19 protein-coding genes are annotated in these 18,414 nt (G+C 52.6%); 4 read left to right on the forward strand and 15 right to left on the reverse strand.

Annotated elements, in window-relative coordinates; genetic code table 11:
• The first annotated feature begins 78 nt into the window (after window positions 1–78).
• Window positions 79–1,143, forward strand: a complete 1,065-nt coding sequence (locus QMZ30_RS20510) for an NAD(P)-dependent alcohol dehydrogenase (protein WP_283228775.1) — start codon at window positions 79–81, stop codon at window positions 1,141–1,143.
• Here QMZ30_RS20510 and QMZ30_RS20515 read toward each other — a convergent pair whose 3' ends face one another.
• From QMZ30_RS20515 to dnaB, 5 genes are all read right to left on the reverse strand, one after another.
• Window positions 1,144–1,500, reverse strand: coding sequence for an MmcQ/YjbR family DNA-binding protein (locus QMZ30_RS20515; RefSeq protein WP_058969701.1), 357 nt, complete (start codon window positions 1,498–1,500; stop codon window positions 1,144–1,146).
• A 185-nt stretch (window positions 1,501–1,685) separates the two neighbouring features.
• Window positions 1,686–2,879: an amino acid aminotransferase gene (locus tag QMZ30_RS20520; RefSeq protein ID WP_283228776.1), complete on the reverse strand. Its 1,194-nt coding sequence runs from the start codon at window positions 2,877–2,879 to the stop codon at window positions 1,686–1,688.
• A 48-nt stretch (window positions 2,880–2,927) separates the two neighbouring features.
• Window positions 2,928–3,542, reverse strand: a complete 615-nt coding sequence (locus QMZ30_RS20525; RefSeq protein WP_283228777.1) for a YitT family protein — start codon at window positions 3,540–3,542, stop codon at window positions 2,928–2,930.
• Window positions 3,543–3,771: 229 nt separating this feature from the next.
• Window positions 3,772–4,263, reverse strand: a complete 492-nt coding sequence (locus QMZ30_RS20530) for an Lrp/AsnC family transcriptional regulator (protein WP_039331651.1) — start codon at window positions 4,261–4,263, stop codon at window positions 3,772–3,774.
• Between the two features lie 128 nt (window positions 4,264–4,391).
• Window positions 4,392–5,798 (reverse strand): replicative DNA helicase, encoded by a 1,407-nt coding sequence (gene dnaB, locus QMZ30_RS20535; RefSeq protein ID WP_039331652.1) that lies wholly within the window; start codon window positions 5,796–5,798, stop codon window positions 4,392–4,394.
• Window positions 5,799–5,871: 73 nt separating this feature from the next.
• Between dnaB and QMZ30_RS20540 the strand changes: the two genes are divergently transcribed.
• Window positions 5,872–6,855, forward strand: a complete 984-nt coding sequence (locus tag QMZ30_RS20540; protein ID WP_283228778.1) for a quinone oxidoreductase — start codon at window positions 5,872–5,874, stop codon at window positions 6,853–6,855.
• Between the two features lie 184 nt (window positions 6,856–7,039).
• Here the strand turns inward: QMZ30_RS20540 and pspG are convergent, their stop codons facing one another.
• From pspG to QMZ30_RS20555, 3 genes are all read right to left on the reverse strand, one after another.
• Window positions 7,040–7,306 carry an envelope stress response protein PspG gene (gene pspG, locus QMZ30_RS20545; protein ID WP_283228779.1) on the reverse strand — a complete coding sequence of 89 codons (267 nt, stop codon included), beginning with the start codon at window positions 7,304–7,306 and terminating at the stop codon, window positions 7,040–7,042.
• A 280-nt stretch (window positions 7,307–7,586) separates the two neighbouring features.
• A complete protein-coding gene (gene dusA / locus QMZ30_RS20550) occupies window positions 7,587–8,582 on the reverse strand; it encodes a tRNA dihydrouridine(20/20a) synthase DusA (protein ID WP_283228780.1) in 996 nt (331 codons plus the stop codon).
• A 95-nt stretch (window positions 8,583–8,677) separates the two neighbouring features.
• Complete coding sequence (locus QMZ30_RS20555; RefSeq protein WP_283228781.1) at window positions 8,678–9,928, reverse strand: conjugal transfer protein TraF; 1,251 nt, start codon at window positions 9,926–9,928, stop codon at window positions 8,678–8,680.
• 452 nt (window positions 9,929–10,380) lie between these two features.
• On the opposite strand from QMZ30_RS20555, the gene zur reads away from it, so the two are divergent.
• On the forward strand, window positions 10,381–10,902 hold the full coding sequence (gene zur, locus QMZ30_RS20560; RefSeq protein ID WP_039331658.1) for a zinc uptake transcriptional repressor Zur: 522 nt from the start codon (window positions 10,381–10,383) through the stop codon (window positions 10,900–10,902).
• A gap of 68 nt (window positions 10,903–10,970) precedes the next feature.
• On the opposite strand, the gene QMZ30_RS20565 is transcribed toward zur, so the two are convergent.
• From QMZ30_RS20565 to QMZ30_RS20580, 4 genes are all read right to left on the reverse strand, one after another.
• On the reverse strand, window positions 10,971–11,183 hold the full coding sequence (locus tag QMZ30_RS20565) for a CsbD family protein (protein ID WP_039331660.1): 213 nt from the start codon (window positions 11,181–11,183) through the stop codon (window positions 10,971–10,973).
• Between the two features lie 160 nt (window positions 11,184–11,343).
• Complete coding sequence (gene dinF / locus QMZ30_RS20570; protein ID WP_283228782.1) at window positions 11,344–12,669, reverse strand: MATE family efflux transporter DinF; 1,326 nt, start codon at window positions 12,667–12,669, stop codon at window positions 11,344–11,346.
• A 125-nt stretch (window positions 12,670–12,794) separates the two neighbouring features.
• Window positions 12,795–13,409, reverse strand: coding sequence for a transcriptional repressor LexA (gene lexA, locus QMZ30_RS20575; protein ID WP_039331664.1), 615 nt, complete (start codon window positions 13,407–13,409; stop codon window positions 12,795–12,797).
• A 105-nt stretch (window positions 13,410–13,514) separates the two neighbouring features.
• Window positions 13,515–13,883 (reverse strand): diacylglycerol kinase, encoded by a 369-nt coding sequence (locus QMZ30_RS20580; RefSeq protein ID WP_283228783.1) that lies wholly within the window; start codon window positions 13,881–13,883, stop codon window positions 13,515–13,517.
• Between the two features lie 127 nt (window positions 13,884–14,010).
• Here QMZ30_RS20580 and plsB point away from each other — a divergent pair, with 127 nt between their 5' ends.
• Window positions 14,011–16,434 (forward strand): glycerol-3-phosphate 1-O-acyltransferase PlsB, encoded by a 2,424-nt coding sequence (gene plsB / locus QMZ30_RS20585; protein WP_283228823.1) that lies wholly within the window; start codon window positions 14,011–14,013, stop codon window positions 16,432–16,434.
• Window positions 16,435–16,469: 35 nt separating this feature from the next.
• Here the strand turns inward: plsB and ubiA are convergent, their stop codons facing one another.
• The 3 genes from ubiA to psiE all read right to left on the reverse strand — a co-directional run bounded on the left by ubiA (window position 16,470) and on the right by psiE (window position 18,378).
• Window positions 16,470–17,336: a 4-hydroxybenzoate octaprenyltransferase gene (gene ubiA / locus QMZ30_RS20590; protein ID WP_283228824.1), complete on the reverse strand. Its 867-nt coding sequence runs from the start codon at window positions 17,334–17,336 to the stop codon at window positions 16,470–16,472.
• Window positions 17,337–17,360: 24 nt separating this feature from the next.
• Complete coding sequence (ubiC, locus tag QMZ30_RS20595; protein ID WP_283228784.1) at window positions 17,361–17,879, reverse strand: chorismate lyase; 519 nt, start codon at window positions 17,877–17,879, stop codon at window positions 17,361–17,363.
• 88 nt (window positions 17,880–17,967) lie between these two features.
• Window positions 17,968–18,378, reverse strand: coding sequence for a phosphate-starvation-inducible protein PsiE (gene psiE / locus QMZ30_RS20600; RefSeq protein ID WP_039331675.1), 411 nt, complete (start codon window positions 18,376–18,378; stop codon window positions 17,968–17,970).
• Window positions 18,379–18,414: the final 36 nt, after the last annotated feature.

Consider the following 18,414-nt stretch of genomic DNA (forward strand, 5'->3'; position numbering starts at 1 on the left):
ACCCAACGCGCCTTTATCCCTTCAGCTCACTGAACGGGATCCCGCAATAAACTCACGACACACCCGATTGGAGACACCATGAATATTACGCATGCCTATGCCGCACAGGACGCGAAATCTAAACTCGCCCCGTTCGACTATAAGCCGCGCGAGCTGCGCGCTCATGATGTGCAGATTGAAGTGTTGTACTGTGGCGTTTGCCACTCCGACCTGCATACTGCGCGCAATGAATGGAAAAACACCATTTTCCCAGTAGTGCCAGGCCATGAAATTGTTGGACGCGTGACCGCAGTTGGCGCGCACACCCACAAATATAAAGTGGGCGATTTGGTCGGTGTTGGCTGTTTAGTTGACTCCTGCCGCAGCTGTCCAAGCTGCCAGGAAGGACTGGAGCAGTATTGCGAAAACGGCTTTGTTGGCACCTACAATGGCGAAGACCGTGAAACCGGCGCCATCACTTACGGCGGCTACTCCACCAGCATGGTCGTTGATGAGAGTTTCGTGCTGCGTGTGCCGGAAAACCTCGACCTCGCCGGTGTTGCACCCCTGCTGTGCGCCGGTATCACCACCTATTCTCCGCTACGCCACTGGAATGTTGGCCCAGGTAAGAAAGTCGGTATTGTCGGTCTCGGCGGCCTGGGTCATATGGGCGTGAAACTTGCCCATGCCATGGGCGCGCATGTCGTGCTATTCACCACCTCTCCGTCAAAAATTGAGAATGGCAAACGTCTCGGCGCCGATGAAGTGGTGATTTCAAAAGATGCCGAACAAATGGCGCAGCACAACAACAGCTTTGATTTCATCCTTAACACCGTTGCCGCTCAGCACGATCTCAACCCGTTTATTGCTCTGCTGAAACGCGATGGCAACATGACACTGGTTGGCGCACCAGAGCACGATCACCCGGCACCACAGGTGTTTAACCTGATCTTCAAACGTCGCAGCATTGCCGGTTCACTGATTGGTGGCATCGCTGAAACTCAGGAGATGCTGGATTTCTGCGGTAAGCACGGTATCACTTCAGACATCGAGCTGATCGCCATGAACCAGATTAACGAAGCCTACGAACGTATGCTGAAAAGCGACGTGAAATACCGCTTCGTGATTGATATCAACACCCTGCGTGAAGAATCTGCGGCTTAATTAGCGCGAATCTTCATCATGGCTGACGCCCGCCGCGCGTGTGGCGTCAGCCTGTTGCCAGGAAGCATCGACCAGATAATAGATCTGCGAATCCTTCAGTGAACCATCCAGCCACAATGTACTCCAGTGCGTCTTATTCAGGTGCTCGCTCGGAAACACATCACTGTGCTCCTCTCGCAACAAATCGGCCAGTGCAGGCGAGGTTTTTAACGACAGCGCCGGACGCCCTTTTGCATCATGCACCATGGCAAATAGTACACCCTCGCTTTTGATTTGCGTGGCATCCCATTCATTTTTATAGGTTTGCTCCGCGCCCGGTTTGCTCATACAAAAAGTCAGTAAATCCGAAGTGTTCATGCTGTACTCCCTTTCATCGATGGGCAGATAACTGCGCGCATTCCGCCTGCCAGAATCTTAACGTCATCACACCGTTTAAGTGTGCAGCATGTCGCCAAAAGGTAAAGGTCAGCTCGGCAGATTAGGGCGATAAAAAAACCGCCAGCCCGAAGGCATGGCGGTTCTTATCTTGCTGCGAGGTGTGTTTACATCACGGCAGCAAAGGCTTCAGCGACCTGATTAACGTTACGGCTGTTAAGGCCGGCAACGCACATACGGCCGCTGGCGATCAGGTAGACGCCGAACTCATCACGCAGGCGATCAACCTGCTGCGCGCTCAGACCGGTGTAGCTGAACATACCGCGCTGCTTCAGCAGGTAATCGAAGTTTTTCCCCGGCAGCTTAGTGCTCAGCACGTTAACCAGTGCCTGACGCATTTCGATGATACGCAGACGCATCGCTTCCACTTCTGCCAGCCAGTTGTTCAGCAGAGCTTCGTCGTTCAGCACGCAGGAAACTACCTGAGCACCGAAGTTTGGTGGGCTGGAGTAGTTACGACGCACGGTGGCTTTCAACTGACCCAGCACGCGTGCAGACTCTTCTGCGCTTTCGCACACAATCGACAAGCCGCCAACACGTTCGCCGTACAGCGAGAAGATTTTCGAGAACGAGTTGCTGACCAGTGCAGGCAGGCCCGCAGCGGCAATTGCGCGGATGGCATAAGCATCTTGCTCCATACCCGCACCAAAGCCCTGATAGGCGATATCGAGGAATGGAATCAGCTCCTGCGCCTTCAGCACTTCGGTGGTTTCATCCCACTGTGCGTCAGTCAAATCTGCGCCCGTCGGGTTGTGGCAGCATGGGTGCAGCAACACGATAGACTGCTTTGGCAGTGTCTTCAGTTTGGCAATGAAGGCATCGAACTTCACACCGTTGGTTTCTGCGTCATACCACGGATAGGTGTTCACCTCGAAACCGGCACCGTTGAAGATCGCTACGTGGTTTTCCCACGTTGGATCACTCACCCACACTTTGGAATGCGGGAAATAACGCTTAAGGAAATCCGCACCCACTTTCAAGGCACCTGAACCACCGAGCGTCTGAATCGAAGCAATACGCCCCGCTTTCAGCATTGGATGTTCTTTACCAAACAGTAGCGGGGCAATGGCGTTACGGTAGGGTCCCAAGCCTTCCATCGGCAGATAGAGCGAAGCCTGATGCGGCTGCGCCTGCAGGCGCTCTTCAGCTGCAGCAACGGCCTGCAACTGAGGAATGATGCCCGCCTCGTTGTAATAGAGGCCGATGCTCAGATTCACTTTATTATCGCGCGGATCCTGTTTGAAGGTTTCCATCAGCGACAGAATCGGATCGCCAGCATAAGCATCAACGTTTTGAAACACGGTGCAGATCTCCATGATTGGTCATAAAAAGTCGGTAAAGAGGCGTCATCAAACCATGTAACGGCCAGGACGGTGATTCATTGCGATGATGAGATTGAGGATCACCGCGCCCGCGATAGAGGCCACCAGCATCGGCAGCGACACCACAAACAGTGAAGCGAGTACCACGCAGGTATCCACCGCCATTTGCAATTTGCCCGCGCGCAGACCGACGCGGTCTTGCAGCCAGAGCGCCAAAATGTTGATACCACCCAGGCTGGCTTTGTGACGAAACAACACTATAAACCCAATACCCATCACCACGTTACCGAACAATGCCGCATAAAAGGGATTTAGCGCAGAAAAATGAATGAATAGCGGATGTAAATGCGTAAACAGCGAAACCAGTCCAACGGCGCAGAAGGTTTTGAGGGTGAATTCCCATCCCATACGGCGCACCGCCAGCCAGTAAAACGGCAGATTGATCAGGAAAAACGCGCTGCCGAAGGAGAGCGGTGTCAGATAGCTGATTAAAAAGGCAATGCCTGCGGAGCTGCCCGTCAGCGCCCCCGCCTGCTTCAGCATAATCACGCCAAATGAGACCATTAATGTGCCGAGCACAATGGCCAGCGCATCTTCAATCAGCGAATGGGGAACTTTGGTAGGTTGAACGACGTTATCCATGGATTAATCTCAGTGCAAATGATGCGGTTCAAATGCAAAAAACGCACCACATAGGCGACGTCTAGTCGCCACCTATGTGGTGCCAGCGATTATCCAATTGATAACTAAGGCGCTTTTATTGCAGGTTTTTGTACATCAACTAACGAGTCGGTAATCAATTCATGCACAAATCTGTTTCTGGTGCGCGTTTTTCGCATGTTTCAGCCAAATATTGCACCAGATTAGCACATCATGCACTTTTTTGGCGCGTTTTGTGCTCAGGGATCATCATCAAACCGTTCTCTTTTAATCGGTTTAAAACTACGGAAGTCTTCACATGCGCCACGCTCTGATGGCCCGCCACTAATTGGCTGATCAATGCGCTGAGTGACGCCAAATCAGCGACGGCAACTTTCAGCAGATAATCGGCATCACCGGTGGTTTTGAAGGCATCAACAATGGCGGCTTCCTCCTCCACCATGCGATGAAAACTCGCTTCATAATCAGGTGTGTGATTTTTCAAACGCACTTCAATCAAACCCACCATGCCCAGCCCTACTGCGTCCGGCGAGAGCCGCGCGTGATAACCGAGGATAAGGTTTGCCTGTTCAAGGTTGATGCGGCGGCGTGAACATTGGGACGCCGAAAGACCGACTAAATCACTGAGTTCCTGATTGGTGAGGCGGCCGTTAGATTGTAATAGTGTCAATATCTTAAGGTCGTAATCGTCTACCTGAGTCATTCTGCTTCCACAGCGTATTAAGGGGCGCTTTGGTACAGATAACCTGATTAAAGCCGGGGTTGTCCAACACTATTTTCTGATGACGTGAATTGCATGCACAAATCGTGCATGCAACGGGTATGAAAGGATTATTCGTCGTCGTAAGACGGTCCAGCATAGTTATCAAAGCGGGACCACTGACCGTTAAAGGTCAATCGTACGGTGCCGATCGGCCCGTTTCGCTGTTTACCGAGAATGATCTCCGCGATGCCTTTTAGATCGCTGTTTTCGTGATAAACCTCGTCGCGGTAGATGAACATGATCAAGTCGGCATCCTGCTCGATCGATCCGGATTCACGCAGATCGGAGTTTACCGGACGTTTGTCCGCGCGCTGCTCCAGAGAGCGGTTAAGCTGCGACAGTGCCACCACCGGCACATTCAACTCTTTCGCCAGGGCTTTCAACGAACGTGAAATCTCCGCAATCTCCAGCGTACGGTTATCCGACAGCGACGGCACGCGCATCAATTGCAGGTAGTCGATCATGATCAAGCTCAGACCGCCATTTTCACGGAACACACGGCGTGCACGTGAACGGACCTCCGTTGGTGTCAGACCAGAAGAATCATCGATATACATGTTCTTCTTCTCAAGCAGGATCCCCATGGTAGCGGAGATACGCGCCCAGTCTTCATCTTCCAACTGACCGGTTCGAATACGGGTCTGGTCCACGCGTGACAGTGAAGCCAGCATACGCATCATCAATTGTTCGCTGGGCATCTCAAGACTGAAGATTAATACCGGCTTGTCTTGCAGCATTGCTGCGTTTTCGCACAGATTCATGGCGAAGGTGGTTTTACCCATCGACGGACGCGCGGCAACGATAATCAGATCCGAGCCCTGTAGACCGGCGGTTTTTTTATTCAGGTCCTGATAGCCAGTATCGACTCCGGTGACGCCATCGTGCGGCGTCGACACCAGCGCCTCAATACGCGATACCGTAGCTTCCAGAATCTGCTCAATGTTCTGCGGGCCTTCATCTTTATTCGCGCGCTGTTCGGCGATTTTGAAGACGTTGGATTCAGCGAAATCGAGTAGATCTTCGCTGCTGCGGCCTTGAGGATCATAACCCGCATCGGCAATTTGATTCGCCACCGAGATCATTTCGCGCACCACCGCACGTTCACGTACGATATCCGCATAGGCACCGATGTTCGCGGCACTTGGGGTGTTTTTCGCTAATTCAGCCAGATAGGCAAAGCCGCCCGCCATCTCCAGCTCACCCAATGTTTCCAAGGATTCGGATAAGGTGATCAGATCAATCGGCTGGCCCATTTCCAGCAGGCGCTGCATTTCAGAGAAGATCATGCGGTGCGAGCGGTTGAAGAAATCCTCCGCCACGACGCGCTCAGAAACGTTATCCCAGCGCTCGTTATCCAGCATCAACCCACCGAGCACCGACTGCTCCGCTTCTATGGAATGCGGCGGCATTTTCACGCCTTCCAGCTGCCGATCGCGGGTTTCGTTGGATTTGTTGGTGGGTTTATTTCCTGCCATAGTGAATGCATTACCGATCGTGAAAGGGACGCGCAAGTATACCGTCCCAGGATGAACAATCACAGGAGTCAGAATGGCAAAGCGTATTCAGTTCAACCAACACGGTGGCCCGGAGGTATTGCAATGGGTCGATTTTGAGCTGGCCGATCCCAGCGAGCATGAAGTTCAGGTCGAGAATAAGGCGATTGGCATCAACTACATAGACACCTATGTACGCAGCGGACTCTATCCGGTGGGCGCGTTTCCCTCCGGCCTTGGCACCGAAGCGGCGGGCGTAGTCAAACGCGTGGGCTCTGCCGTGACACGTTTTAAGCCCGGCGACCGGGTGGTGTATTGCCAGGCCACGCTGGGTGCCTATAGCGAGCTGCATAATGTGGCGGAAGATCGCCTGGTGATCTTGCCAGACAGCATCAGCTTCGAGCAGGGCGCCGCCTCATTCCTCAAGGGGCTAACCGTGCAGTATCTGCTGCGCCAGACCTATAAAGTGAAAGCGGATGAGATCTTTCTGTTCCACGCGGCGGCCGGTGGGGTGGGTTTGATTGCCTGCCAGTGGGCGAAAGCGCTGGGTGCGCATTTGATTGGCACCGTCGGGTCAGCTGAAAAAGCGAAAATTGCCAAAGATGCCGGCGCATGGGCGACGATTAACTACCGTGATGAAAATATTGCCCAACGCGTTGGTGAGTTGACCAACGGCGAGAAAGTGGGCGTGGTGTATGACTCCGTCGGGAAAGATACCTGGGAACCGTCGCTCGATAGCCTGCGCCGTCATGGCTTGATGGTGAGTTTTGGCAATGCGTCAGGGCCAGTAACCGGTGTCGATCTCGGCATTCTGAACAAGAAGGGATCGCTGTTTGTTACGCGCCCTTCGCTGTTTGGATACATCACTAACCGTCAGGAGCTCGACAGCGCCAGCAATGAACTCTTCTCACTGATTGCCAGCCGCGCCATTCAGTTAAAAGTACCCGATGAGCAGAAGTTTGCCTTGAGCGATGCCGTACGCGCGCATCAGGTGCTGGAAAGCCGCGCCACACAGGGCTCAAGTTTACTGATCCCCTAAAAGTTAAGGGCTTCCCGAAGGAAGCCCTTTTTTTCTTTCTTTTTATAGTTCGCGCTGGTGTAGGGTCAGCGGCGATGAATTCGTTTGAATTACTTTACGCATCCTGACAGAAAACATAAGTAAAAAATATGTTTAAATGCAGATTCGTACTAAGCAATTATTCACTCTGTGATCGCCCCCGCATTTAGCGCCAGCCATTCCTGTCTAAGTGACTGATTTTTCTTTTCAGTCTGTTCAATTTAGCTTCACCACTTGGTGTAGTAAATGCGCGGTAAAGCCAGACGGCGACCACTGCCAGCACCAACCATGGCAACAACTTGATAACAAGTGCAAACAATCCGCCCAGGAACATAACGACGGTGGCGACGATCAATGCCGCGATGACACCCAGCAATGAGACGCCGGTCAACAGCAGCATCAGAAAAAAGCCGATAACAAATAAAATTTCCACGAAGGCTCTCCTGTGTAATTAACACAGTGTGCATTACAAGATGCGTGCCAAATTAGAAATTTAAGTAAAGTGTTGAAAAGTGAGGAATGCTTGGGAGTAAAGTAAAAAGATAGTGATGAAATTCACTAATTAGTGGCGTGATAAAAACCGCCAATAGCTGATGTGCAGGCTGTGGCTACTCCGGGGCAAGCATTCCGCAGCGCTGAACGGAACGAGTATGCCAGGAGAGCCCGCAGGACGCGGCCTGAAGGCCGCCCCTACGATGTCAGGTAGCCTGAGATCACGCTTCCTGAGGGATCTTATCTGCCACTAAGGCTAGTGCCGCTTCCAGCACACGAACATCCGCACCCGGTTTATGCGCATTTTCACTTAAATGACGACGCCACTGACGTGCGCCCGGAATGCCCTGGAACAGGCCCAGCATATGACGAGTGACGTGACCAAGATAGGTTCCCTTGCTGAGTTCTGCTTCGATGTAAGGATACATCGAACGCACCACGGCAACCGAATCCACCAGCGCACTGTCACGACCAAACAGCTCACGATCCACCTGCGCCAGAATGCCGGGGTTTTGATAGGCTTCGCGGCCCATCATCACACCATCCATATGCTGCAAATGCGCTTTTGCTTCTTCCAGGGTTTTAATGCCGCCATTGATGGCCATGGTCAGCCCGGGGAAATCACGCTTCAGTTGGTAAACGCGCGGATAGTCGAGCGGTGGGATTTCACGATTCTCTTTCGGGCTCAGCCCCGAAAGCCAGGCTTTGCGGGCATGAATAATAAAGGTGTCACAATTTCCCTTATCCGCCACGGTGCCGACGAAATCACACAGGAATGCATAACTGTCTTGCTCATCAATACCGATGCGCGTTTTGACCGTCACCGGAATGCTCACCACATCGCGCATGGCCTTAATACAATCAGCGACCAATGCCGCATCAGCCATCAGGCAGGCACCAAAACGGCCGTTCTGGACGCGATCGGAAGGGCAACCAACGTTGAGATTGATCTCATCGTAACCCCGTTCCTCTGCGAGTTTTGCGCACTGCGCCAATGCTGCAGGATCGCTGCCACCTAACTGCAATGCGAGCGGATGTTCCTCTTCACTGTAAGCGAGATAATCACCTTTGCCGTGAATGATAGCGCCCGTGGTCACCATTTCGGTGTACAGCAGTGTATCGCCGCTTAACTTGCGGTGAAAATAACGACAGTGGCGGTCGGTCCAGTCCAGCATCGGGGCGATGGAAAAACGTTGCGAAGAGAAAGTATCGGTCATGAAGCGCAGCAAATCCGGAGTGAGTTAAGTGATGACAATCTGCGCAATGATACCACAGTAATAACGGGCGACACAGCCGCCCGTTATTACGGGTTTTAGAAGTTAAATCCGAGCTGCAACATGCCGCCCCAGGTATTGTCATCACCCACCGAACCGGCGAGATCCAGATGAACCGTGTTGTTAAACGGTGACACACCCAGACCGGCAGTAAAGACGTTAGTGTCGTTAGATTTCATATCCGCACGATAACCCGCACGTAAGGCCAGCCACTCCAGCACGCGATATTCAGCACCCACGCCCGCATACTGGCTGCTCTCTTCAGACTTAAAGCGTTTGGTTTCCGTCAAATCGACATCGCCAGCCAGCGTGAACGCACCGTAATTCCAGGCCACGCCCGACGTGACCAACGGACGGATTTGGTAGGTATCGCGATAGCCTTCCACCGTTTTCGTATCAATATCACGAGAAATCAGGTTCTGACCGGTGACACCCACTGTCCAGTGGTCGCCAAAATCGGTTGCGACACCGGCATCAATGTTGAAGCCAGTGTCAGAGCTGCGGTACTGACTGTTATTGATGTTACTTTTATCGAAGTTATAAATACTGGCGGTGTAGTTGTACAACCAGGTTTTCTGCAGTTTCGGCGTGACGCCTACTGAAACCGGATGACCGGCAACGTTGAACTCATGGGCCAGCGCAACGCCGTAGTCGGTGACTAATGCCGCTAAACCGTTACCGCTGGACGTTAATTTATCCTGGTCGCCTGGCAAAGGAATCACCGTGCCGTCTGCGACACCGCGCAGATAAGTGATATCACTCTGGGCAACATTGGCTTGCACATGTGCCGTACCGTAGGCTTTGGTGATAAACGCAAAAGGCAGCGTCTCATTCGGCACGGTAACCGCAAAGGCCACACCCGCGGTGCCATGGGCTTTATCACCCTTTAAATCATCCAGCTGATTGGCCATATCCCCGGCGGCAGCCTTCAATTCCGGATAGCCTCGCAGATAATCGGCAAACGTCAGATTATCAATCACGTCTTTGTAGCGATCGACGCTGTCGCTGATGTCATCGACTTTGTTAATTAATTTGTCTTTATCGGTAACCTGAACGCCCGCCGAAGGGAAAATAATGCTGACGTTATCTTCAGGTTTGGCTTTGGTCATCAATGCCGGGTTGGCCAGCACCGCCGAACTCCAGGTGGATGAGGCGACGCCCGTTCCCCCCATCGCATCGTTGCGTGCGTCATACCATGTACCTGCTGCCAGAGCTGAAGAAGAAAGAAATACCGCATTCAAACCAACAAGATAAGCAACTTTTTTGTGCCTGAATATTGTCTTCACCATGAGCCTGCCATCACCTTTGAAATGTCGCTGAATCACTCAGAAACGAAACAGTTTAGTTAGCCGCTATTCTGAACCCTGGCTAACGCATCATTGCTGTGAATTAAAAGGAAATAGCACTGCTATTCACAGAATTGGCTGCGTAGGCACCATTCTGCTGTTTTGTTATGCAGAAAAATGAACAATACGTAAATTGATACCAGAAATTACTTAAGACCTTTTGAACCTTAGACGCTAACCCGGTGAGTTGCAAAGCAAAATCAGGACGGTTTTTATGCTATCTGGCTGATCTAATAGGGAGTGTGAAATTGCTGGAATGGATAAGAGTTACAAAATGGTGAAGTTAATTCATTGATTATCAGGGTTTTCTTAGAAGACATAAGAACAAAAAGCAATCACAGCAGGGTAAAAGTTTGTGTGATAAAATAACATCGCCTGCAACCTGGAGAATGTTTATGTCAAACCTCACGCCCGCACAACTGCTGACTCAAGCAGAATCACTTTGCCTTGATCGCGGCGTGCGCCTGACCACTCAACGCGCTGAAGTGCTGCGTCTGATGGCCGAGCAAAATGGTTCGATCAGTGCCTATGACCTGTTGGATCAACTGCGCATTAGTGAACCGCAGGCTAAACCGCCAACGATTTACCGTGCACTGGATTTCCTGTTAGAACAAGGGTTTATTCACCGCGTTGAATCTAATAACAGCTATGTGGTGTGCCATCATTTTGACGAACCCGCCCATACCTCAGTTATGCTGGTGTGTGACGGCTGTGCAGCTGTCAGTGAGAAACATGCTCATGGGGTGGAAAAAATCATCGCGGGCTTGGCCGATCAGGCAGGTTTTTCACTGCGTCACACTGTCATCGAAGCGCATGGACTGTGTGAAAATTGTGCAGAAGTCGCCGCGTGTAAGCACCATGATAGTTGCGATCATGACCATGAAATTGAGAGTAAAAAGAAGGTAAGAAAAGGGTAATTGGCACTTCCTTGTGCCGTGCCGACGGGTGATCGGCGGGGTAGGAGCATCATCCTTAAAGCGGCTGCTTACCAACGGTAGTCTTTATTGTGACTTTCCCAGTCTTTGACTTCCGTTTCGGCTTGCTCTTTCGCATAGCCATAACGTTCCTGAATTTTGCCGACAAGCTGATCGCGTTTACCTTCAATGACGGTCATATCGTCATCCGTCAGCTTGCCCCATTTCTCTTTCATCTTCCCTTTGAACTGCTTCCAGTTACCGCTCGCTTCGTCTTTGTTCATCATAATCCTCCACTTCATCCTGAGTGAGATAAGATGATCCCCTATGAAAGCAAGGAAACATCTACACAACGCGCTACTCATTTGCGCCGTTTGAGATAATTATAGTATCCAGCGTGGATTGCGCAAAAAAATACAGAATAATCTGTAGGTTACGCTTCGCTTATCCCGCACTGAACCAGGTGTCACGCTGCCAGTGACGACGCCACACCCACCACAGCGTTACGCCTCGCAACGTAAGAAACACCGTTACCGCCAGCCATAAGCCATGGTTCCCCAACCAGGGGAGTGATAGCAGAGCAACGCCATAACCCACCGCTGCCATCACCATGCTGTTGCGCATTTCGCGTCCGCGCGTGGCACCAATAAACATGCCATCCAGCAGATAGCACCAGACGCCGACCAACGGCAGAATCACTTGCCAGACTAAATAGCGATCGGCCATTTCACGCAGTGGCTCCAGAGAAGTGAGCAGCGCGACAATATATGGACCAGTAAAGGCGTAAATCAGGGCAAACATTAACGCGACAATCCCCGCCTGACGGCAGGCTGCATGCCAGATAAGTAATAATCGGCTGCGATCTTTTGCCCCGACAGCCTCTCCTGAACATGCTTCGACGGCATAAGCAAAGCCATCCAGCGCGTAGGCAGTAAAGGTGAGGAACATCAGCAACACCGCGTTGACTGCCACCACGTCTGGCCCGATGCGCGCGCCCAACAGAGTGAGAGAGGCAAAGCAAATTTGTACCATCAGCGAACGCAGCATAATGTCGCGATTGAGCCGGAACAGCCTCGCAGCATCGCCACGCCAACTTTGCTTAAGCAGCGTAAAATGGATACCGCGCAACCTGAGCACGCGCGCGACCATCCATAAACCGACTCCCAGCGTCACATACTCTGCCAATGCGGTTGCTGCCGCAGCTCCCGCCACGCCCCAGTGCAGTTTCAGGACGAAGAGTAAATCGAGCAGGATATTGACCAGGTTCCCAACGATCAGCAGCACCATGGGCGCCCTGGCATACTGCACGCCTAGCAGCCAGCCAAGAATCACCAAATTGGCCAGCGTGGCCGGCGCGCTCAGCCAGCGTATTTCGATAAATATTTGCGCCTGCTGCTGCACTTCTGGGCTGCCGCCCATCAATGTTGCCGCGAGATTGCTCGCAGGGGTACGAAGCAGTGCAAACGACAAACCTGCAACCAAGGCAATCAATAAGGGTTGTATCAACGCGCGCGCCAGTGCGGTTTTGTCATTGGCGCCAAAGGCCTGGGCCGTCAGCCCAGTGGTGCTCATACGCAGAAAAAGCAGCAGCATAAAGATGAAGCTGGTCGCTGTAGTACCGACAGCCACGCCGCCCAGATAAATGGGACTATCGAGATGACCAATCACCGCCGTATCAACCACACCGAGCAGCGGGACCGTAATATTGGAGAGGATCATCGGCAGCGCCAGCCGCCAGAGTGCTTTGTCTGAAGAGGAAAACAGCCGCATCCGCCCGTTCCGTTGTTGCGATGATCAGCCTGATTCCTCACGTTGAACCCAAAAATGTCCGACGCAAGGAATCAGCACTTCATACTGCGATAAGCACTACCGCAGCGGGGGAATTCAAAAAGAGATTAGAGCCATTCACCGTTACGCACGATGCCCACAGCCAGACCTTCAACGGTCAGAGACTGTTCACGCGTATCGACCACGATCGGCTGGAAATCGGTATTTTCGGGCAGCAGATGTACAATAGCGCCCTGCTTTTTCCAGCGTTTTACGGTGACTTCATCATCAATACGCGCCACCACGACCTGGCCATTACGCACTTCCTGAGTCTTATGCACCGCGAGCAGATCGCCATCCATAATCCCGATATCTTTCATCGACATTCCGCTTACGCGTAACAGGAAATCTGCGTTGGGTTTGAACAGGTTTGCATCAACCTGATAGTGCGCTTCGATGTGTTCCTGCGCGAGCAGCGGCTCACCGGCGGCTACGCGGCCAATCAGCGGTAAACCTTCGCTGACTTCTTCTTCCATCAGCAGACGAATACCGCGTGAAGCACCCGAAACAATTTCGATAACACCTTTACGCGCCAGCGCTTTCAGATGCTCTTCAGCAGCATTGGGCGAGCGAAATCCCAGTTGCGAAGCAATTTCCGCACGCGTTGGCGGCATGCCCGTCTGGTTAATATGGTCGCGAATCAGATCATAGACCTGTTGCTGCCTTGCTGTTAACGCTTTCATCCCGCCCCCTGGTTGTTTATACAGTCGCTGTGAGTATATACAGGTATTGGCGAAATGAAAACCAAAACAGCGGCGAATTAGCGCAGCGCGGTGAATCTGGAATGGCTATCGCAAATGGGACCAGAGCAGTGTGATCCAGACGAACAGGGCCAGCAAGATAGCCAGTAAAACCGCCGCTGAACCCATATCTTTTGCGCGTCCTGCCAGCGGATGCCGCTCTTCGCCGATGCGATCAACCACCGCTTCGATGGCGCTGTTAACAATTTCAATAATGATCACCAGCACCACTGAGCCAATCATCAGCACACGAGAAATGGCATCGATATCCAGCCAGCAGGCCACGATAACGGCGATCACTGCGGCGATCGTTTCCTGTCGGAATGCCGCTTCATTCTGCCAGGCGGCGCGTAGCCCCTGCCAGGAATAACCGGCTGCATTCACTATTCTTTGAAAACCGGTGACATTATTTGCCATGCTGGTGGAACCCTTGATTGGTTTTGACGTCAATTTCTCGGCAGCCTGAGGTGGTGTCACCACAGATCTTCGCTGCACTTTCTGGTATGCTTGCCGCGCTTTGCTAACAAGAGGCTTTAAGTTGTCTATGTCAGGTTGGCGTAAACTTTATTACAAATTATTGAATTTACCACTCTCAATTTTGGTTAAAGGTAAGGTCATTCCGACCGATCCTGTCTCCGAACATGGGATCGATCCGACACGTCCGGTGATGTACGTTTTGCCTTATGATTCAAAGGCAGACTTACTCACACTGCGGGCGCAATGTCTGAAACATGATCTGCCGGATCCCCTGGCTCCCTTAGAGATCGATGGTACTCTGCTGCCGCGCCACGTGTTTATTCACGATGGTCCGCGCGTTATCCCCTATTTCGTGGCCAATCCAGAGTCCGTGAAGCTGTTTCACGATTACCTCGATTTGCACCGCAGTAACCCTGATCTCGACGTTCAAATGTTGCCGGTTTCGGTGATGTTTGGTCGCGCACCAGGACGCGAAATCCAGGGTGAAGCCACGCCGCATCTGCGCATGATGAATGGTATAGAGAAGTTCTTCGCCATTCTGTGGCACGGCCGTGACAGTTTTGTGCGCTTCTCGCCGACCGTTTCCCTGCGCCAGATGGCAACGGAACACGGTACCGATAAGTCTATTGCACAGAAACTGGCGCGCGTGGCCCGCATTCACTTTGCACGCCAACGCCTTGCGGCGGTGGGCCCACGCTTGCCCGCACGTCAGGATCTGTTCAACAAACTGCTGCAATCCAAAGCGATTGAAAAAGCAGTGGAAGACGAAGCGCGCAGCAAAAAGATTTCCCATGAGAAAGCTCAACAGAACGCTATCGAGATGATGGAAGAAGTGGCTGCAGACTTCTCCTATGAAGCTATTCGCGTCACCGATCGTGTGATGGGCTGGCTGTGGAGTCGTCTCTATCAGGGCATCAACGTCAATGGTGGCGAACGTGTGCGTCAGCTGGCACAAGACGGCCATGAGATTGTCTATGTGCCCTGCCACCGCAGCCACATGGACTACCTGCTGCTCTCTTATGTGCTGTATCACCAGGGCCTGGTGCCCCCGCACATTGCAGCCGGTATTAACCTGAACTTCTGGCCTGCGGGCCCGATTTTCCGTCGCCTTGGCGCTTTCTTCATTCGCCGTACCTTCAAGGGCAACAAGCTTTACTCCACGGTATTCCGCGAATATCTGGGCGAACTGTTCAGCCGCGGATATTCGGTTGAATATTTCGTAGAAGGTGGACGTTCACGCACCGGTCGCTTGCTCGATCCCAAAACCGGCACCCTGTCGATGACCTTGCAGGCCATGCTGCGCGGTGGAAGCCGCCCTATCACCTTCGTGCCGATCTATATCGGCTATGAACATGTGATGGAGGTAGGCACTTACGCGAAAGAGCTGCGCGGTGCGGCTAAGGAAAAAGAGAGCTTCCTGCAGATGGTGCGCGGTTTGCGTAAATTGCGCAATCTTGGTCAAGGTTATGTCAACTTCGGCGAACCTCTGCCGCTGATGAACTACCTGAACAAAAACGTGCCGGAATGGCGTGATGCGATCGATCCGATTGAGCCACTGCGTCCAGCCTGGATGACACCTACCGTGAATGATATCGCGGCGCGTTTAATGGTGCGCATCAACGAAGCCGGTGCCGCCAATGCCATGAACCTGTGTGTCACGGCACTGCTGGCATCGCGTCAGCGCTCGCTCACCCGCGAACAGTTGATCGAACAGCTCGAGTGCTATACCCAGCTGCTGCGTAATGTGCCGTATTCGCCGGAAGCAACGGTCCCGGACATGAGCGCCGAAGCGCTGCTTGACCATGCCATGGGCATGAACAAGTTTGAAACCGAAAAGGACAGCATTGGCGACATCATTATCCTGCCGCGCGAACAAGCGGTGTTGATGACCTACTATCGCAACAACATCCATCACATGCTGGTGATGCCATCGCTGATTGCCGCCATCGTGCAGCAGCATCGCGAAGTCGATGAAGCGGAACTGCTGCGTCAGGTCAGCCTGGTCTATCCGATGCTGAAGAGTGAACTGTTCCTGCGCTGGGATAACGCCGAGCTACCAGCACTGTTGAACGCACTCAGTGCTGAAATGGCGCGACAGGGTCTGATTACCTTGCAGGAAGGTCAGCTACGCATGAACCCTGCGCGTCACCGTTCACTGCAGTTGCTGGCAGCCGGTATCCGCGAAACCTTACAACGTTTTGCGATTACCTTTGCCATTCTGAGTGCCAAGCCGACGATTAACCGCGGTACGCTGGAGAAAGAGAGCCGTACTTTGGCTCAACGTCTTTCAGTATTGCACGGCATTAACGCACCGGAGTTCTTCGATAAAGCGGTCTTTACGACCTTAGTGCTGTCACTGCGTGACGAAGGGTATATCAGTGATTCGGGTGATGCCGACGCAGAGCGTACTCATGTCATGTGGCAGATGCTGGCAGAGCTGGTTACCAGCGATGTGCGTCTGACCATTGAAAGCGCGGTCACTCACGAGTAATGCCTGTTAGAGGCGCACCTGGGTGCGCCTCTACATCAAAACAGATCAATAAACGGCTGGGTATTCAGCAACACCCCGATAAACATCACCAACCCCACATAGTTGTTATTCAGGAACGCCTGGAAGCAGGGATCGCGCTCGCGCTGGGCAATCAGCTTTTGTTGATGCACAAACAAACCACCCGCCAGCAACAATGACCAATAAAACGCGCCATTCAGACTCAGCATCCAACCCACCAGCGCCATCAGGCCCAGCGTCGCCAACTGCAACAAGCCAATGATCAGCTTGTCGTAACGCCCAAACAGAATCGCCGTAGATTTCACGCCAATCTTCAGGTCATCATCACGATCGACCATCGCGTATTGGGTGTCATAGGCCACTGTCCAGCATATGTTCGCAAAGAACACCAGCCAACAAACAAGTGGTAAGGACTCACTAACTGCCGCCCATCCCATAGGGATTGCCCAGCCAAAGGCCGCGCCCAGCACCACCTGCGGTAAATGGGTAAAGCGCTTCATAAACGGATAAACCCACGCTAACGCCAGGCCGCCAAATGACAGCAGAATCGTCATGCGATTCATGGTCAGTACCAGCGCAAACGCCAACAGACCGAGCAACACGAACAGTATCTTGGCCTCTTTCTCCGTCACCGCGCCACTCGCCAGCGGCCTCGAAGCCGTGCGCTTAACGTGGCCGTCAACTTTGCGGTCAGCGTAGTCATTAATGACACATCCCGCAGCACGCATGACAAATACGCCCAGCACAAACACCACCAGCACAGACAACGGCGGCACAGCCATGCCTGACAGCCACAGTGCCCACATCGTTGGCCACATCAGCAACAGGGTGCCAATCGGCTTATCTATGCGCATCAGGCGGCGATAGGCCTGCCATTTGGTCATGGTTAAGGTTTTTTCCACAGTCCTTTATCCTTGCTCCAGCGCGCGATACAGCGGCGACGCCGGTAAAAACAGTTCAGTTAACATCAGCGGTTTGCCCGACAAACGCAGGCGAGAACGGCGTCCCCATAAATCCTCTACCTGACCGGGATCGATAAAATCACGGCTAAGAGTTGAGGAAGCAAACAAATAGCGCCCCAGCGGACGCGTACCGAGGTTTTGCAGCATCAGTTCGGGGCCATTCAGCGTGCTTTCAGGCACCACCGTACGGCCAATTAACCAAGGCTCACCATCACCGCAGAGCACGATCTCACGCAGCCAAAATCGTTCGTCGGCAGGCAGGAACTCCGCTTCTTGCGCCATCTCGTCGGCATGGATAAAGCTTTCGCGGATCAGTTCAACCGTGACTTTCTGGCAATGTTGCTCGAAACGACGCGTCATCGAGTCTTCTTCCAGCAACCAGTCAAGTAATGGGGGCGAGAGTAAGGGGGAAGAGGCTGGCAGCCAGTGCAGTGCGCGTAACTGGCGCAGCGCTTGATGCGACATCAGGACATCTCCGGAAAAAAAGTTGCCCTAGTTTAACGCAGAGAAACCGACGTGGCACTGTTGGTTGTGCCACGTCAGGAAGAAGATGTTATTCGCGCTTTAAGCGATTACTGTTCGCCAGCCACAATGTGATCACCAGAATCAGGATCGCCGCCGAATAGTAGAGCGTATCGAACGGATTTTTATGGTCAACGATGATCAGGCGGATAATCGCGGTGATACCGATATAGATGAAATAACGCAGCGGGAAGTGATAACCCGACTGGAAATACTTCACGATCAGCGCGATAAATTCGAAATAGAGAAAATAGATGACGATACCTTCAATCAGCAGGTAAGAAGAGGCCTGCTCACCGGTGCTGAACAGTACCGTGGCTAAATGAATCGTCTCTTTCCCCAAAAACACCACGAGGATGATGGCCAGAATCACCAGGCCAATATTCAGAACCCACTGCAATACCGAAGCAATAAGCTGCCCCGGTGCTGATTTTGTTGTCATTTTTTGCGCCTTATCGTACGAGAACTCTCTGGCGCT

Origin of the sequence: Pantoea sp. EA-12 (genome assembly GCF_030053355.1) — a bacterium.
Taxonomy (GTDB): domain Bacteria; phylum Pseudomonadota; class Gammaproteobacteria; order Enterobacterales; family Enterobacteriaceae; genus Pantoea; species Pantoea vagans_C.

What these genes read in the sequence shown, in the direction of transcription:
- QMZ30_RS20510 (WP_283228775.1), top strand. Translation starts at nt 79, where the DNA reads ATGAATATTACGCATGCCTATGCCGCACAGGACGCGAAATCTAAACTC.
- QMZ30_RS20515 (WP_058969701.1), bottom strand. Translation starts at nt 1,500, where the DNA reads ATGAACACTTCGGATTTACTGACTTTTTGTATGAGCAAACCGGGCGCG.
- QMZ30_RS20525 (WP_283228777.1), bottom strand. Translation starts at nt 3,542, where the DNA reads ATGGATAACGTCGTTCAACCTACCAAAGTTCCCCATTCGCTGATTGAA.
- QMZ30_RS20530 (WP_039331651.1), bottom strand. Translation starts at nt 4,263, where the DNA reads ATGACTCAGGTAGACGATTACGACCTTAAGATATTGACACTATTACAA.
- dnaB (WP_039331652.1), bottom strand. Translation starts at nt 5,798, where the DNA reads ATGGCAGGAAATAAACCCACCAACAAATCCAACGAAACCCGCGATCGG.
- QMZ30_RS20540 (WP_283228778.1), top strand. Translation starts at nt 5,872, where the DNA reads ATGGCAAAGCGTATTCAGTTCAACCAACACGGTGGCCCGGAGGTATTG.
- dusA (WP_283228780.1), bottom strand. Translation starts at nt 8,582, where the DNA reads ATGACCGATACTTTCTCTTCGCAACGTTTTTCCATCGCCCCGATGCTG.
- QMZ30_RS20555 (WP_283228781.1), bottom strand. Translation starts at nt 9,928, where the DNA reads ATGGTGAAGACAATATTCAGGCACAAAAAAGTTGCTTATCTTGTTGGT.
- zur (WP_039331658.1), top strand. Translation starts at nt 10,381, where the DNA reads ATGTCAAACCTCACGCCCGCACAACTGCTGACTCAAGCAGAATCACTT.
- QMZ30_RS20565 (WP_039331660.1), bottom strand. Translation starts at nt 11,183, where the DNA reads ATGAACAAAGACGAAGCGAGCGGTAACTGGAAGCAGTTCAAAGGGAAG.
- dinF (WP_283228782.1), bottom strand. Translation starts at nt 12,669, where the DNA reads ATGCGGCTGTTTTCCTCTTCAGACAAAGCACTCTGGCGGCTGGCGCTG.
- lexA (WP_039331664.1), bottom strand. Translation starts at nt 13,409, where the DNA reads ATGAAAGCGTTAACAGCAAGGCAGCAACAGGTCTATGATCTGATTCGC.
- QMZ30_RS20580 (WP_283228783.1), bottom strand. Translation starts at nt 13,883, where the DNA reads ATGGCAAATAATGTCACCGGTTTTCAAAGAATAGTGAATGCAGCCGGT.
- plsB (WP_283228823.1), top strand. Translation starts at nt 14,011, where the DNA reads ATGTCAGGTTGGCGTAAACTTTATTACAAATTATTGAATTTACCACTC.
- ubiA (WP_283228824.1), bottom strand. Translation starts at nt 17,336, where the DNA reads ATGACCAAATGGCAGGCCTATCGCCGCCTGATGCGCATAGATAAGCCG.
- ubiC (WP_283228784.1), bottom strand. Translation starts at nt 17,879, where the DNA reads ATGTCGCATCAAGCGCTGCGCCAGTTACGCGCACTGCACTGGCTGCCA.
- psiE (WP_039331675.1), bottom strand. Translation starts at nt 18,378, where the DNA reads ATGACAACAAAATCAGCACCGGGGCAGCTTATTGCTTCGGTATTGCAG.